We start from the raw sequence: 16,437 nt of genomic DNA on the forward strand, positions 1-16,437 counted from the left end.
CGGTGAGACACGTTGCTACACCCTTCGTGGCTCGCTTCGCTCGCACCTCAGGGGGCGGAAGTAGGGGCTCCCCGCACCTCAGGGGGCGGAAGTAGGGGCTCCCCGCACCACAGGGACCAGCAGGGGGCCCCGCACCTCAGGGAGCAGCAGGTATTACGAGCTGCTCACCTGCGAATCCTGTCGGCCCCACGCCGGCGACTTCTCGATGGCACCGATGATCTGGGGGCGCAGTTCGTCGGCCTGGATAACCGCGTCGACCGAGCCGACCTCGACGGCACGGCGGATGCTGTGCACCGAGTCGAACTCCGCGGCGATCTCGCTGATCTTCTCCGCACGCACCGACTGGCGCAGATCGGCCAGTTCGGCGTTGAGCCGCGACCGTTCCGGGCCGGTGGCCTGTGCGGTCTCGGCCTCGAGTTCGCGCACCCGCGCGTCGGCGCCGACCCGCTTGGCCACATCGCCGGCGAAGACGACCGCGGCCGCGGGGGCACCGCCGAGAACCGACGCGAACGAACCGTCGATCGCGAGCACGGTCATGTTGGGGTTCAACGCCTTCGAGAACACCACGAACGCGCCGCCGTGGTACCGCGAGATCACGCAGAACACGATGGGCCCCTCGAAGTTCACGATCGCGCGGCCGATCTCCGCGCCGTACTCCAGCTGGAGTTTGCGGAGCGACTCCGGCGACCCGTCGAACCCGGACAGGTTCGCCAGCACCACGAGCGGACGGTTGCCGCTGGCCACGTTGATCGCGCGCGCAGCCTTCTTCGACGACTGCGGGAACAGGGTGCCGGCCGTGTAGGTGTCGGGCCCATCGGTCGGCGTGTAGCCGCGACGTTGCACCTCACGTGACTCGATACCCAACAGGCACACGGGGATTCCACCCATGTGCAGGTCGCAGACCACCGCGGTCTCCGCGTCGGCCATGCCCGCCCAGCGCTCGAGGACCGGATGGTCCTGATCGGCGACGGCCCGGATCACCGTACGGATGTCGAAGGGTTTCTTGCGATCCGGGTTGGTGGCCGCGGAGAAGATCTGCCCGACCGTGGTGAAGTCGCTACCCGCCAGGACATGCGGGTAATCGGAGATGTCGCGGTCCACGGGGTCGGCGGTGATCGCTCGACGCGGTGTCTGCTCACCCGGCAACACATACGTGTGCTCGTAATGGGCCATCAGGAGATCCCGTGCCGCACCGAGATTCGGCGCCCAGTACTGCGCCTGGCCGTTGGGGCCCATGACGCGGTCGTAACCGCCGATGCCGAAGTTGTCCTCGGCCGACACACCGCCGGAGAAGTCCAGCGATTGCTTGCCGGTGAGCACCATCGCCGAGTCCGGGGTCATCACCAGGATGCCCTTGGTGTGCATGAGCATCGTCGCCTCGGCGTTCCAGTAGGGCTGCCCGCCCACGTTGATACCGGCCACCACGACGTTGATCTCGCCGCCGGCCTGCGTGAACTCGACGATGCGCTTCAGCGCTCGAGCGATCCAGTCCATGTTCTCGGTACCGGAGTCCATCGAGATCCGCGCGCCCGACGAGAGTGCATACCACTCGAGCGGGACCTGCATCTGCTCGGCGAGGTCGAGCGCCCCGACCAGCCGGCTGCACTCCGGTTCCGCCAGCGCGCCCAGCGATTTCGTCGGGTCGCCGAGCAGGACCACGCGGGTGACACCCCGCGGGTACTTCTCGGTGGGCGTGGTGACCACACCGGCGACGATCGCGGCCGAATTTCGACCCTTGGGACGGTCGACCTGCACCAGGCGTTGCTCGGCGTCGAGGTCGTACTCGGTGAAATCGCCCAGGATGGCTGCCAACTCGTACGGGTAGACGGTGTTGCGCTTCGCAGCGCGCAGCACCTTCTGGCGGTACTCGTCGACCGGCTCGATGGGTTCGTCGGACGGATCGGCCACCCGCACGTCGTAACCGCCGGTGGGGTTGACGGAGAAGTGGACCGAGACCTTGCTCAGCTCACCGGTGTCCCGATCGCGGCGCCGCGCGATGAGTTGCACCTCTTCGAGGCCGACTCCCTGTGTGGTGCCACGGATGTGGTCGGCGATCAGGTCGAGGATGCCGGCGTCGACGTCGATGGGCGGCCAGACGTACATGATGATCCGGTTGGCGCTCGACAGGTTGGTGGAACCGCGCTGTGCGCGCCGGATCGAGTCGACGCACGACGCGAGCGCGGCCTCGGCGGTCGGCAGCGTCAGCAGCCGGCCGTCCTGCTCGCGCAAGGCGGTCAGGTCGCGGACCTGGGCGAAGGCGACGAGTCGGCGGTCTGACGGGTTCTCCCGTGCGACACAACGGAAGAGGTACACCTCTTCGTCGTCCGACGACGGCAACCGGGTGAGGTCGAACTTGCGCAGGCGCTCCATCTGCATCCGCTGGGCGATGTAGGGGTGCAGACCGCGGATCAGACGTTCCTCGGCCATGCCGGTGGCCGACGGGCGGAATGTGACGTGGTGGTGCATCCGCGCATCGGCACTGCCGGCCACCGTGATGGTGACGCGATGTACTTGCGGCGGAAGCGAACTCGTCGCGACGATGTCATGCAGCGTCCCCGCGAGGACATCGAAGTCGTCGGGTTGCTGCTCCCAGGCGAGATAGATGTCGGCGTCGACGGCGGCGGTGTCGCGGGCGAGCTCGGCGAGTCCGCCGATGGTGGCCGGCAACGAGTCGAAACCGACTGCGGCCGAGGCGATGTTGCCTGCGTCGCGCTCGGCGACCACAAAGGTCGCGCCACCGGCCTCCCGGATCCGGATGTCGGCGAGACCGCGATTGCCGTAGTAGCGCCGGGTCAGCACCTCGAGCATGACGGTGTTGTCGGCGTGCCGCTCGATGCGCTGTCCGAGAAGCCGGACGAGCGGTTCGGTGCTGCGCACCATGTCGTCGACGCGGCTCGTGCGGTCGGCGGCGTCGGGGTTCTCGTCGAGGTACTTCAGCTGCTTGCGCACGTTGCTGTAAACGCGTGCGCGGTCGCGCAGCAGCAGCGGCTGGCCGTACCAGGCGTAGATGACGCCGCGCGCGAGGTCGGCGACGGCCGGGAAGCGAACCTGGGTGGCGGCGACGAGGCGGTCGAGGGCGGTGCCCACCGCCTCGCGCAGTTCGTCGCGCGGGGTCGGCTCGTCGAGCCATTCCAGCAGCAGCGCGCTGATCACCGACGCCGAGTCGTTCGGGTTCTGCAGCGCGAGGAAGATCCGGAAGACGCCGGCTTCGAGTTCAGGGGTGCGCTCGAGCTCGGTGACCCCGTAGTGGCTGAGCGCGCGGCCCAGCTGATCGTGGAACGCCGCGGGCAGTCCGTCGCGTTCGGCGTCGAGACTCTGCAGGTAGGTGTGAAAGTTCTCCCGCGCGCTGTGCACGTGCTCGACACCGACCTCGTGGCTCGACGGCCGGTTCTGGCTCAGCTCGGCGAGGTCGGCGAACACCGTCACGAGTTCGAGTTCGTCGGCGAGCGGACGACGCCCGCTGTCGATGGCGGCGCGACGGACGGACAGGTACTCGTCGAGCAGTCGCGTCCGGTGGTTCGGGTCCACGTCGAAGCCGAGCAGCTGGCTGCGCAGGTCCTCCTGGCTACGGGTGGTCCGCTCGGTCGGGTCGACCTGGGGCTCCTCCGGCAATTCGAGGTCGACGGTCGCGCCGACCTCCTCCTCGGCCTCGTCCTCGTCGTCGGCGAGCGGTTCCAGACGCATCAGGGTCGCACCGGTCTCGACCTGGGTACCGACCGAGACCGCGCACTCCTTCACCCGCGAGCGCACCGGGGCACGCAGCACCGTCTCCATCTTCATGCTCTCGAGCACCAGAATGGGGGCGCCGGCCTCGACCTCGTCGCCGGCCTGGATCGGGGTGGCGACGACGAGCGCCGGTGCGGGCGAGCGCACCACGCCGCCCTCGTCGCGACTGACGCGGTGGGTCACCCCGTCGACGTCGACGAGGTGGATCGGTCCGTGCGTGTCGGTGAGCAGGCGGTAGCGGACCCGATTCACGACGAGCTGTGCGGCGTGCTCGTCGAAGCGTTCGAGGTCGACGTCGGCGGTGCGGGTCTCCCCCGGCGCCTCGATGACGACGCGGAACCGGTGTGCACCGATAGCGGCGACACGCACGCGGTAGGCAACGCCGCGCAGCTTGAGGTCGAGCGGGCGGCCGCTCTCGTGCTGCACCTGCGGGCGCCCACCGGAGGCGGTCGACATGAGGCGCTGCCGTTCGACGAGTTCCTCTTCTTCGTAGGCGTCGATCGCGGCGGCGATCAGCGCGATCGCCGAGTGCCGGTTGGCGACCAGGCCGCCCTCGGCGCGCACGCGGTCGATCCAGCCGGTGTCCGCGCTGCCGTCGATGACCTGCGGCTGATCCAGCAGCTCCAGCACGAAGCTCTTGTTGGTGGCACCGCCGGCGATGATGACGCGGGTCTCGCGGATGGCCCGGCGCAGACGGCCGAGCGCCTCGTTGCGATCGCGCCCGTAGGCGATGATCTTGGCGATCATCGAGTCGAAGTCGGCGGGGATGGTGTCGCCCTCGCTGACGCCGGTGTCAACGCGGATGCCCGGGCCGGCAGGCAGCTCGAGCAGGTCGATGCGGCCGGGGGCCGGCGCGAAGTCGCGGTCGGGGTCCTCGGCGTTCAGGCGGGCCTCGATCGCGTGTCCACGTTCGCTCGGCGGCTCGCCGTCGAGGCGTCCACCGGACGCCACATGCAGCTGTGCTCGCACCAGGTCGAAGCCGGTGGTCGCCTCGGTGATCGGGTGCTCCACCTGCAGACGGGTGTTGACCTCGAGGAACGCGAGCAGGTTCTCGCCCGGGTGGTAGAGGAATTCGACGGTGGCCGCGCCCCGGTAACCCACGGCGACAGCGAGCCGCTCGGCCGATGCCTTGAGCTCGGCGACCCGATCGGCGGGCAGGACCGGCGACGCCGATTCCTCGATGATCTTCTGGTTTCGTCGCTGTACCGAGCAGTCACGCACGCCCAGGGCCCAGGCGGTGCCCTGGCCGTCCGCGATGACCTGGACCTCCACGTGACGTGCACCGGTCACCAGCCGTTCCAGGAACACCACGCCACTGCCGAAGGCGCGCTCGGCCTCCTCGCGGGTACGGGTGTAGGCGTCGCGGAGGTCGGCGTCGCTGGCGACCTTGCGAATACCCCGACCACCGCCACCCGCAGTGGCCTTCAGCATCAGCGGGTAGCCGATCTCGGCTGCCGCGGCCACCGCCTCGTCGAGGGTGTCCACCCCGCCACGGCTCCAGGCCGCCACGGGGACGCCCACCTCTTCGGCGATCAGCTTGGCGCCGATCTTGTCGCCGAGCTTGCGCATGGCCTCGGCCGACGGTCCGACGAACGTGACGCCGATCCGGTCGCACAGTTCGGCGAAGAGCGGGTCCTCGGCCACGAAGCCCCAGCCGACCCATGCCGCGTCGGCGCCGGTCTCCAGCAGGGCGTGTTCGAGCACCTTCATGTTCAGGTACGGCCTCGATGCCGCCGGTCCGAGGTCGTAGGCGACGTCCGCTTCGCGCACGAATGTGGCGTTGCGATCCACATCGGTGTGCAGGGCGATGACCTCGATGGGCTGCCGGGTCTCTTCCGACAGGCCCCGAACGGCGTGGATGAGCCGCATCGCGGCCTCACCTCGGTTCACGATGGCGATACGAGAAAACAACACCGGCTCCATTCACGTCGTCGTCGTGCGGTTGAAGGTCCGCAGGTACGGTACAGCGCGCCGACCCAGCTCAGTGGCGATCCGGGACGCGCGGGGTGGTTCGACGGTGTGATTCTTACGAGTCAAATCGCTACGCGCGAGTACGGCGCGTTGCGGGGGTGCGCGAAAGTCCGCCATAAGGACTGCGGACGGCGCGTCCCGACTTCGACGGACCGTAGCCCAGATCCAGCCGACCGACAGCGCTCGGTCGAGATGGCAGGTCCGCGGACACCCAGGTCAGGGCCGCGATGCGGCATCGATGACGTCGTCGAGCACGGCCCGCGAGTTGCGCAGGTCGCGGATCGCATCGTCTATACGTGCCCGCTCGGCGGCAAGACTCTCGACCAACTTGGGCGTCGCAGCATCCGAGGGACCGCCGTCGGAGTCGCGCATGCACGGCAACAGCGACGCGATCGTCCGACTGCCCAGTCCGGCGGCGTAGAGCTCCTGGATGTGGATCACACGATCGACCGCGGCCTCGGGATACTCACGTTGCCCGCCGGGCGTCCGGCCGGCGGCCAGCAAACCGCGCTGCTCGTAGTAACGCAGCGACCGCTCACTCACGCCGGTTCGTCGTGCCAGCTCACCGATCCGCATGCTCCCGTTATACGCAGTCCGCCGGCCGCGGTCCGGCGATGTCGTGCGGTCCGTCCCCGGTCGGATTGCTCTTGACCCTCACACGTGTGTCAGGTCCTACGGTCGGCGCCATGACGAATCCGACTCCCGCACCGCCCTATGAGTACAGCCCCATCGCCGACCGTGATCCGATCAGCTGGCCCGACGGCAAGAAGGTCGCCGTCCACATCGGTCTGAATGTCGAACACTTCCATTTCGACCGACCGTCGACGAGCATCTGGCCCGGCACCACCGAGCTGACCCCGGATGCGTTGAACCACGGGTGGCGCGACTACGGCTCGCGGGTAGGGATCTGGCGCACCATCGAGAGCCTCGACCGACACGGTGTCCGCCCGAGTGTCCTGCTCAACTCGTCTGTCGTGGACGCCCACCCACAGATCGTCGCGGCCGGCATCGAACGCGATTGGACGTGGCTCGCACACGGGCGCAGCAACTCTGAGCTCCACACCGACCTCACCATCGACGAGGAGCGCCGCATACTCGCCGAGATCACCGAAACGATCCGTTCCGCGACCGGCCGCTTACCGCGGGGTTGGATGGGGCCCGGCCTGACCGAAACCCACCGGACACCGGAGTTGCTCGCCGAGCTCGGTTACTCCTACGTGCTCGACTGGACACATGACGACCAGCCGTTTCCGTTGACAGTCCCTGGAATGTTCAGCGTCCCCTACTCGGTCGAACTCAACGACCTGTTGCTCTTCGGCAAAGGCCTCACCGGAGCGGACTTCCTCCAGATGGTCATCGACAGTTACGAGCAGCTTCGTGCCGATTCCTCGACGAGTGGCCGGGTACTGCCGATCGCACTGCACCCGTTCGTGATCGGCCAGCCGTTCCGGCACCGGTACTTCGATGAGGCACTCGCCTACCTCACCGCCCAGCCCGATGCCTGGCTGACGACGACCGACGAGATCGTCGATGCGTATCGCGCGCAACTCTGAGAGGCGGCGGCAGCGGCAACGCGACGCTAGGCCGGGTCGCCCGCCAGAGCGCGCACCTGTGTCATCGAGTCCCAATCGGTCACCGCGGCGCAATTGCGGCGCAGCAGCGCGAGGATGAGCGTGTTGACAGTCTCGTTGTCGGGGAGAACATCGATCGCGGCGAGGGTGATGTAGAGGCCGCTGAGCAATTGCACCCGGTAGTCCCGCAAGGCTGTCGCCTCGTCGTAACCGGCGGACTTCCGCGCGAAGGTCTCCGCGTAGTGGGTGATCAGCCGGCGCTCGTGCGCTCGCCGCTCGTCGACGTCGACGCTGCCGGACATGAAGTACCCGACGTCGTACATGGGATTGCGGAGTCCGGTGACCTGCCAGTCGATCAACACCGCGCGCCGGATGTCTCCGACGGACTCGAACAGCACGTTGTCCACGCGGGGATCACCGTGGGTGAAGGTGAGGTGCTCCTGCGGGAGCAGGTGCCACACCCGGACGAGCTCGATCGCCTGTCGGATCGCCTCGAGATGATCGTCGGGAAGGTCGCCGGCGAACCGGGTCAGCGCCTCGCGCGCCCCGCGTTCGGCGGCATCGGACCAGTAGTCACACACGTCGCTCAGCCGGATCATCCACGCCGGTGCGGTGGCGGTGTCCATCGGATGGAACTCCGCGTGCAGACTGGCGAGTTCGGTCAGTACCGCTGTCGCGTCCTCGACGGTGGCGCCCCGAACCTGGTTTCCTGCGACGGCACTCGTGCTCAGGTCTTCCATCACGAGGTTGATCGTGGTCTCGTCGCCGGCAACCCAGTACTTCAGCGGTATCCGGCAAGCATCGCGTGCGGAGATGTCGACGTACGCGCCGATCTCACGGTGGTATGCGCCACTGCGCAATCCATGCGCGTGGACATCGGGATCGCGGGGCCTGAGCTTGATCACGACCGTGTCCGGCGCTCCGGGGCACGGCCTGGCGTGGACGATGCTCACGCGTACCGTGTCGCTGACGTTGCCCGCGCCGATCGGCTCGATCGCGAGCGACGTGATGGACGTGTCGTGGCCGGCGTGGCAGAGGACCTGCTCCAGCCAGGGTGCGGTGATGTCGTCGGTGGTGTCGATCAGCTTCGGCGTCGTCAGCGTCATGACCAGGATCCTTTGAGGTAGTCGGGATTCCACACATCGGTGATGACCCCGTCTCGGACTTTGAAGATTTCTATGCCACAGAGGCGTTCGCCCGTCGTCAATCGTTCGGCATTCCAGGTGAGCGACGCGAAGGTCGCATCGCCGACGAGCGTGACCACCGTGAACTTCGGTTGATGCGCGGCGAGGTCGGCGACGATGCGCTCCCGTTGCTCGCGTCGACTGAGTGATCGGACGGCACCCGCCCCGTGGCGTGTCATCGGTTCACCGCAGATCTCGTCGACCAGGTCGATCTGTTCGTCGTTGTACAGTTCGTAGACGTAGCGTTCAACGAGTTGTACTGCGCCAGTGCTCATGTGATGACTTTCTGGTGGGTGGTCGGATCAGCCGCCGAGTGCGACGAACTCGGTGACCGTGTTGTCGAGCTCAGTGGGGGTCGCACCGTGCATGATCACGCCGTCGACCCCCAGGTCGAACTGCGCCCGAACCTTCTCGGCGCAATGCCGTGGCGTCCCCATGGCCGCACATTCGAGCCATTCGGCGGGAATCACGTCGCGGAGTCGTTCGAAAGTCGCGGTGTCCCCCACGGCATCAGCCCAGCCCGGTAGTTCGCGAACCACCTCGGAGTCCCGAAACCTGTTCAGTGCCTCGACATCCCACCGGTTGGTGGATACCAACAGGTCGCCGTACACCTGCAGGTAGGTGGCGATCCGACCGACGGTCTTCTTCAGGATGACCTGTTCATCGAGCTCGTCGGTGACGGTGGCGTAGCACGACCACACCTCGACCGAGTCGGGGTCTCGCCCCGCCGCGGCCGCGGCGTTCTTGACGGTGCGTACGACTCTGGCCGTCGTCTCGTCGGAGAAGAAGGTGTGGAGCACGACGAGGTCGTAAGCGCGGCCGGCCATGGCGAGGGTCTCGGGTCCGAAAGCCGTGGTGGCCAGTCTGATGTCTTCGTCGAACGAGGGGTCGAGCTTGACAGCCGGGAACCGGCCCAGAGCCCCGTCGTAGTCGGTCACGGTCTCGCCACGCCACAGTCTGCGCATCAGGTGAGCGAACTCTTCGAGTTGAGCGGTGGTCGTGTGCGTCAGCCCGAGCCCGGCGATCTGGGGGCGCAACCCTCGGCCGACACCGAGGGTGAAGCGACCACGGGTGAGGCGATGCATGGTGGTGGCGAAGGCCGCGGTGATCGCCGGGTGGCGGGTGTTGATGTTGGTCGCCGCCGTGGTGATGCCGATGTGGTCGGTCACAGCTCCGGCGGCTCCCGACAGCGCACACGCCTCTTTGACGTTGAGTCGCTCGGAGATGAACGCCTGCCCGAGACCGAGACGCTCGGCGTGAGCGAGTTCGTCCAGCATGTCTCGGGGATCGTCGACGTGCCCCCCGAGCGTGTAGAAGCCCAACCGTTCGGTGCCGATCCTGGCTGTGCCGGTCTGCGGTCGACGTTCCTGAGTGGTTGTGTCAGACATGAACTGCCCCTTGTTCGCTCAGTGTGGTGATCCGCGCGAGAGCATCGTGGTCGCGGGCGTGCGCCAACGAGTTGGTCACCATGGCGGTGAACAGGTCGTCGCCACGATCGGATCGCGCGACCAGCATCGCGGCCGCGACGCCGATGACGAGATTCTGGAAGGTGCCGACCGGGTAGTCCCGCATCAGGTCGGCCAAAGAGTAATCGGTCACGCCGTGCTCGAGGAGGCATCGGTGGTAATGCCCCAGGAGCTCGGCCTCGGCGGTTCGGCGGGTCTCCGGGTCCAGCGCTCCGCCGATGAAATAGGCGACATCGACGAGTCCGGGCGCGAAAATCACTGTCTGCCAGTCCAGAACCGCTAACGGCACGTCGCCACCGGCCGCGTCGAACAGGACGTTGTCCGGCCGGTAGTCGCCGTGCTGAATGGTGAACGGCATCGTGCGCAGTGCGTCGTAGTAGTCGGCGATCTGTTCGGTGAAGGCCGTTCCGAGATCGATGTCTGCCGGGGAGAGCCGCGTTCGGTACCGGTCCACGAACCCGGCCCACCACCCGGGCATCATCTCGGTGAAGCGGGCCCAGTAGGTGTCGGAGATGTCGAGCCAGGGCGTGCCGGCGAGTTGCGCAGAGCCCCAGTACGGTCCGTGGATTCCTGCTGCCTGCTCGACCGCGAGTCGCACCTCGTCGACGGTGCACCCGGCGAGCTGATTGCCGGGCCGAGCGGGGGTCAGGTCCTCGAGTACGAGCGCGAATTCGGTGTTGTTGGAATCGATCTCACCGTGGTAACAGCAGGGGACGCGCACCTGCAGGTTAGGTGCGATGTCCTGATAGAAGCGCACCTCACGCAGATAGTTCAGTTCACTCCGGCCGGCTGCCCGGCTCTGCTCCTTGTCGGAGGTGACCTTGATGACGAACGACGACGGGGCAGATGTCGGAGCGGCGTAGCTGACCACCGTGCGGATGCTGTCTGCTACCTGGCCGGTGCCGATGGGGCTGGTGTCGACGCCGGCGATCGCCACCGCGCCGTCTTTCGTCCCGGTGGTGGTGAGCACGGTGTCGAGCCAGGTGGGACAGATGTCAGAGGCGTGCATCGGACTCCTTCGTTGTCGCGCAGACCGACGCCGGTTCGGCGCATCGCTGGTGGCCGGCGCGGGACCGGTCATCACCGTGCCCACGACGAGGCGGGGCGGGCGATCGCGGGGTGCGCCGAGTGGAGCGGCCGGCCCCGAGGGGTTGCCCCTCCCGGGGCCGGCCGAGTCGAAACCGAGGTGGAACCTCAGATGAGGGTGACGGTGCCTGCGGTGCCGTCCACTTCGACGGTGGCGCCGTCGGTGATGCGACGAGTCGCCTCGGTGGCCGACACGACGCACGGGATCCCGAGTTCGCGGCTCACGATCGCGGCGTGCGAGAAGGGCGCACCCACGTCGACGACGACCGCGGCGGCGGCGACGAACAGCGGCGTCCACGACGGGTCGGTGATCGGCGCGATGAGGATGTCGCCGGGCTCGAGGGCCGACGGGTCGTCGGGGTCGGTCAGCACCCGCGCCCGGCCGCGTGCGGTACCGCCACACGCGGGGACACCGGTGATGGTGTCGCCGGCGGAGGCGGCAGTGACGGTCGATTCCGACCGCAGTGGCCACTCCGAGATCGGCGGCGGGGTGCCGTCGACGACGAACGGCGGCGTGCGATCGAACAGATCCAGGTAGCCCTTCTCGCGCTCGGCGAGGGTGTCGCGATACGACGCCGGGTCGTCGAGGAACCCCGGCAGCTCGTCGGCGAAGACCATGAAGATCTGACGCGGCGAGTCGATCGCGCCCTTGTCCGCGAAGCGACGGCCGAGTTCGAGTGCGGGCAGGCGTAATTCATGGATCAGCATCGCGGCTGTCGTGCGGCCCCGTTCCCGACCGCGCATCCACAGTGCCGACGCGTTGAGGACGGCCTCGAACTGGCCTGCGGTCTCGGCATCGCCGGCGAGCATCTCGCGGATCGCCGCCGCGGCGTCGTCACGCTGGGCGGCCCGCTGCGCCGACTTGGCCTCCGGCGCTTCTGCGTCCGGAACGTCGCGCATCGTCTCGATCGTCGCCAGCGCGAGGTCCGGGTCGACGCCCCAGGTGATCGCGCGGATCTCCCACTCGGCAGGCCCGCGGAAATCCCAGTCGGCGAGGAACGCGTCCAACTGCGTGGTGAACGTGGCGACCGCCTGCGACTCCGAAGCCTTGAGCTTGGCGTAGAGGCCCTTGGTTCCGGCATCGAACAACGCCGCGACATCGGGATGTTGCGCCTGCCTGCTCAGTTCCCACATCCGCAGCGAGGGACCTGCGGAGTCGACGTTGCCCAGGCCCGCCACCAGGGTCAGCGCCTGCTCGGGCTTGCCGACCGCCTCCGCCAGCTGCGCGATGGCACCGAGTCCGACACCGCACTTCAGGCTGGCCTCGATGTGGTGCTTGAACAGCCGACGTAGCAAGGTCTCGAACGAGTTCATCCGTTCGACGAGTTCCCCCTCGGACAGCTCTGTCAGATCCGGCCGCGTGCGACGGATCTCGTCGACCTCGTCACGATCGGCGTCGTAGGCGGCCAGATCGGTCGCGCCGAGCACCTGCTCGTTGAGCCAGGTACCAGCCTTGACCTCGTACTCGGCGTTCTCGTCGAAGTCGCGCTTCTCGCTCTCATAGCTCGGGATGCCGGGCATGTCCCCGAAATACTGCAGGTCGACGGCCTCGGCGCTCATACCGGGGACGCGCACGCCGAACAGCCGCATCAACGACATGTTGATGTAGAGGTAGCTGCCGAAGGCCGGGAGGATGTTGAACGCCACCGAGTCGTCGTAGAGGTCGTCGTCCCATACGCCGCACGCCACGAATGCGTCGCGCCATCCCGGTTCCAACGTGTGCTGGAACCCCAGGGAGGCGTTCAACGGGGTGATCGGGTCCGGGAAGATCTCGCCGACGTTGGCGCGAGAGTACAGCGGGAACAGAGTCGAGGTCTCGTTCGAAATCGGCCAGACAGTCATTGTCTTCGACGTCCTTCCAGGTAGTCATGAGCGAGCGGCCGACACTCGGATCGCTCCCGCATCTCGCAGTCGCCACCGACTCGGTTAGCGAACTCTGTTTCACATTATTGTGTGACCGCACTCACGTTGTCAACCGCTTGTTGTTGGCTGATGGTGGTTTCACCAGGCTTTTCCTATGGAGCGAATCCCGGAGCTGGACACAGATGTGATGAGTGAGTCACTATTTGCGTGGGCGGCCGGTTGTGCCGGTTGCCGAGAGGAGAAGTCTGATGCGCGTGCTGGTCACCAACGACGACGGTTACGACGCCGATGGGTTGATCGCGGTTGCGTCGGCATTGAAGGCCGCCGGCCACGACGTGGTCGTCGGCGCACCGAGTTCCGAGCGGAGTGGCAGCGGGAGTTCTCTGGGCACGATCGAGGACGGCGCGTTGATCACCATGACCGAACACCGCCTCCCCGGTCTCGGTGACACCCCGGTCTTCGCACTCGACTGCCCGCCGGCATTGACCGTGGTGGCATTCTGCGCCGGAGCCTTCGGGCCGCCACCCGAGCTCGTCGTCAGCGGGATCAACGAAGGCCACAACACCGGACGGTCGATCCTGTTCTCGAGCACGGTGGGCGCCGTGCTGGCCGCGCGCGTGGCCGGAGTCAGCGGCGTCGCGGTCAGCTGCGGATTCGCCCCACACCACCGCTATGACACCGCCGCAGCGGTGACCGAGCGCGTCGTCGGGTGGATGGCGGACGCCCGCGCCACCCGGATGACGTTGAATGTCAACGTTCCCGACGTCGACTTCGCCGACCTGCGCGGTATCCGTGTGTCCGCACTGGCGGGCCGGAGCATGTTCACCCTCCGGTTGTCCCGCACCGAGAACGGCCTGCTGATCAATCGCGACGAGCGACAGGACGGATTTCGCGAGGGCACGGACAGCGCCGCGGTGGCCGACGGGTACGTCTCGCTGTCCGCCCTGCGCGGGGTCGGCGCGGACAACGACTCGCTGGACGACGCCGAAACCGCGCTGCGACAGGCGATGACACGGGACGACGTGGTCGGAGTGGCGCGACTGGGTTGACCCACCGGGAGTTGGGGATTCGAGCCGCAGGCATCGGTCGACGACGTGTTGCAACCCGTCGCCGCATCCTCGACGCTCGGCAAACGCCAACCACTACCCGCCTACAACCGGCGCACCATGCGCCTCGACGACGTCGCCTGACCCAGACTTCGCCCACTCACTCTTCGCGTAGCACCTTCCGCACCCGAGCATTTGCCTCGGAACCGCATCCGTCCTTGACAATCTCACAGTGACTACCGCTGAGCAGTCGGCCGAAAGTGGTGACCCACCTCGCCCCACGGGCTGCTGCGGGTGACCAGATCAGGCCCTCACTCGTCACCCGCACCACGCTGGTGACCCGAGGTCAGGAGCAGATCCTGGTGCAGTTCCATCCAGATGTCGTGGTAGCTGTCGTACATAGGGCGCGCGAATGCTGCGGTGTCACCGCTGTGCACCTTCTCCAGCGCCGCCGAGAGCCGACCCCGGTAGCGGGCGAGTCGCGGGATCTCGGTGCCGACCTCGTCGAGTGCCCCGGCGATCCGGTGGTGAATTCGGTCCAGCTCGGCGATGACGGATGCGTCGTAGTCGGTATCGGCGTGATCGTTGGGGGTCTCGTCCGGGCGGATCTGCCACGACGCACACACCTTCTTGAAGTCGCCGTTGATCGGCCCGAAGCACTCGTGGAACGTGTCCACCGCAGCACGTTCGGACTCGTTCAACGGTGATTCCGCGGACAGGCGCTCATACTCGGCCTTCCCGGCCGGGGTGATCATCGTGCCCGAGATCCGGCCGCCTTCGCGACGCATCACGAATCCGGCGTCCGCCAGCTGTCCGACGGTCACCGCCAGGGCGTCCGCATCGTGGCCGGTCAGCGCGGTCAGGGTGTCGTCGGTCGCGAGCCCCTTCACCTTGAGGGCATGCAGCACGTCGAAGTGGGCGGTGGAGGTCTCGGTCGTCATACTCTTTCTCCTTGCTGTGACGGATTTTCGGACATCGTCGAATTCCCCGGGGCCGTAGGTGATCCGGTTCGCGGATAGGCCGCGGCCCCGGGGGAGCCGAACCGATCGACAAGCCGCCGCTTGTCGAGCTTGCCGGTCGGCAGGCGTGGCAGGTCGGTGGTGAACACGACGGATCGGGGTGCCTTGAAATGCGCCAGGTGCTCCCGCGCATGAGCGATCAGGTCGTCTTCGCGGACAGACGCGCCGGGACGCACCTCGACGACCGCCCTGACCGACTCGCCGAACTCGGCGTCGGGCACGCCGACCACCGCCACGTCGGCCACCGCGGGGTGTGCCAGCAGCACCGACTCGATCTCCTCGGGGTAGATGTTGACCCCGCCGGAGATGATCATGAAGCCTCGACGCCCCACGAGGTAGAGGAATCCCTCCTCGTCGAGATAGCCGATGTCGCCCATCTGTTTCAGCGCCGGCCGTGAGGCGTCGGTCGGCCGGTCGGGTCCGTCGGCGGCCTCGAAACAGACCGTGCCCTCGACTCCGGGATCGACATCGGCCCCGGCGGAGTCGGTGATGTGCACCCGCGCGGCGCCGAGCGGCCTGCCCACCGACCCCGGATGCGATCGCGCGTCCGGCGGCGAGATATAGGTGTGCCCATACCCCTCGGATGCTCCGTAGTACTCGTGGAGGATGGGCCCCCACCACTCGAAGATTCCCTCCTTGACATGCGGAGGGCACGGCGCGCCGGAGGTGAACGCCACCTGATGTCGGGCCGACAGCTCGATCCCATCCCGATCGGGCAGGCCCAATAGGCGAATCAGCATGGTCGGCACCCACTGCGAGTGCGTCACACCGTTTTCGGTGATCGCTCGCATCGCACCCGCGGCGTCGAACTTCTCCATGCACACGACGGTGCCGCCGGCCGCCAGCGTGATCAGCTGGAACGTGAACGGCGCCGCGTGGTAGTTCGGCGCCGGTGACAGCAGGACCGAGTCAAATCCGACACCGAGTGCATCGACGAGACCCGAGTGCCGGCGCGGCGCGTCCGCGGGATGCACGCCGAGTAGCGGCTGCGCGAATCGCTTCGGCCGCCCGGTGGTCCCACCGCTGTAGAGCACACGGGCGCCGAGCAACTCCCGGTCCAGCGGGTCGGACGATTGATCTGCGAGCGCCTCGGTCAGCGCCACACAGCCGTCGGCCGGACCGTCGGCGCACACGATCACCGGCCGGTCGCGCCTCGGGTCGCCGGCCGCGGCGACGACCTGCGCGGCGAGTGCCGTACTGGTGACGATCGCGGCTGGTCGGTCCTCACTGATGAGTGCGGCGAGCTCGGCCGGTTTCAGATGCCAGTTCACCGGCGTCACACAGAGGCCGCTGCGCATCCCGGCCGCCACCGCCACCGGCCAGGCGAGGCTGTTCTCCATGACGAGCACCACCGAGTCGCCCGGGCCGACGCCGTGGGTCTGCCAGAATCGGGCCAGCCGATTCGACCGGCGATCGAGCTCGGCGTAATTGATGCGCTCCCCCGACCCCGCCATCACATAGGCGATGGCATCGGGGCGGGCACGCGCGGTGGACGGTGGGTACAC

At 67.5% G+C, this 16,437-nt stretch carries 11 protein-coding genes; 2 read left to right on the plus strand and 9 right to left on the minus strand.

Features of this window, described 5'->3' with window-relative positions:
* Positions 1-153: 153 nt before the first annotated feature.
* A complete protein-coding gene (locus tag ACFW3F_RS09255; RefSeq protein ID WP_388056505.1) occupies positions 154-5,649 on the minus strand; it encodes a carboxyl transferase domain-containing protein in 5,496 nt (1,831 codons plus the stop codon).
* A gap of 264 nt (positions 5,650-5,913) precedes the next feature.
* The gene (locus ACFW3F_RS09260) at positions 5,914-6,273 is read right to left on the minus strand and encodes a MerR family transcriptional regulator (RefSeq protein WP_388056507.1); all 360 of its coding nucleotides are present in this window, start codon (positions 6,271-6,273) and stop codon (positions 5,914-5,916) included.
* A gap of 110 nt (positions 6,274-6,383) precedes the next feature.
* On the opposite strand from ACFW3F_RS09260, the gene ACFW3F_RS09265 reads away from it, so the two are divergent.
* Positions 6,384-7,250 carry a polysaccharide deacetylase family protein gene (locus ACFW3F_RS09265; RefSeq protein WP_388056509.1) on the plus strand — a complete coding sequence of 289 codons (867 nt, stop codon included), beginning with the start codon at positions 6,384-6,386 and terminating at the stop codon, positions 7,248-7,250.
* A 26-nt stretch (positions 7,251-7,276) separates the two neighbouring features.
* On the opposite strand, the gene ACFW3F_RS09270 is transcribed toward ACFW3F_RS09265, so the two are convergent.
* From ACFW3F_RS09270 to ACFW3F_RS09290, 5 genes are all read right to left on the minus strand, one after another.
* Positions 7,277-8,374: a phosphotransferase gene (locus ACFW3F_RS09270; protein WP_388056511.1), complete on the minus strand. Its 1,098-nt coding sequence runs from the start codon at positions 8,372-8,374 to the stop codon at positions 7,277-7,279.
* Positions 8,371-8,727, minus strand: a complete 357-nt coding sequence (locus ACFW3F_RS09275; RefSeq protein WP_388056512.1) for a hypothetical protein — start codon at positions 8,725-8,727, stop codon at positions 8,371-8,373. Before ACFW3F_RS09275 ends, ACFW3F_RS09270 begins: the two co-directional genes overlap by 4 nt.
* A 27-nt stretch (positions 8,728-8,754) precedes the next feature.
* On the minus strand, positions 8,755-9,840 hold the full coding sequence (locus tag ACFW3F_RS09280) for a TIGR03857 family LLM class F420-dependent oxidoreductase (RefSeq protein ID WP_388056514.1): 1,086 nt from the start codon (positions 9,838-9,840) through the stop codon (positions 8,755-8,757).
* On the minus strand, positions 9,833-10,927 hold the full coding sequence (locus tag ACFW3F_RS09285) for a phosphotransferase (protein ID WP_388056516.1): 1,095 nt from the start codon (positions 10,925-10,927) through the stop codon (positions 9,833-9,835). Before ACFW3F_RS09285 ends, ACFW3F_RS09280 begins: the two co-directional genes overlap by 8 nt.
* Positions 10,928-11,112: 185 nt before the next feature.
* A complete protein-coding gene (locus ACFW3F_RS09290) occupies positions 11,113-12,846 on the minus strand; it encodes a PEP-utilizing enzyme (protein WP_388056518.1) in 1,734 nt (577 codons plus the stop codon).
* A 269-nt stretch (positions 12,847-13,115) separates the two neighbouring features.
* On the opposite strand from ACFW3F_RS09290, the gene surE reads away from it, so the two are divergent.
* Positions 13,116-13,916, plus strand: a complete 801-nt coding sequence (surE, locus tag ACFW3F_RS09295; RefSeq protein ID WP_388056520.1) for a 5'/3'-nucleotidase SurE — start codon at positions 13,116-13,118, stop codon at positions 13,914-13,916.
* A gap of 308 nt (positions 13,917-14,224) precedes the next feature.
* Here the strand turns inward: surE and ACFW3F_RS09300 are convergent, their stop codons facing one another.
* Together ACFW3F_RS09300 and ACFW3F_RS09305 are read right to left on the minus strand one after the other, a co-directional pair.
* A complete protein-coding gene (locus ACFW3F_RS09300; RefSeq protein ID WP_388056522.1) occupies positions 14,225-14,854 on the minus strand; it encodes a MarR family transcriptional regulator in 630 nt (209 codons plus the stop codon).
* Positions 14,851-16,437 (minus strand): AMP-binding protein, encoded by a 1,587-nt coding sequence (locus ACFW3F_RS09305; protein ID WP_388056524.1) that lies wholly within the window; start codon positions 16,435-16,437, stop codon positions 14,851-14,853. Before ACFW3F_RS09305 ends, ACFW3F_RS09300 begins: the two co-directional genes overlap by 4 nt.

This window comes from Gordonia sp. NPDC058843, assembly GCF_042743165.1.
Classification (GTDB): Bacteria; Actinomycetota; Actinomycetes; order Mycobacteriales; family Mycobacteriaceae; genus Gordonia.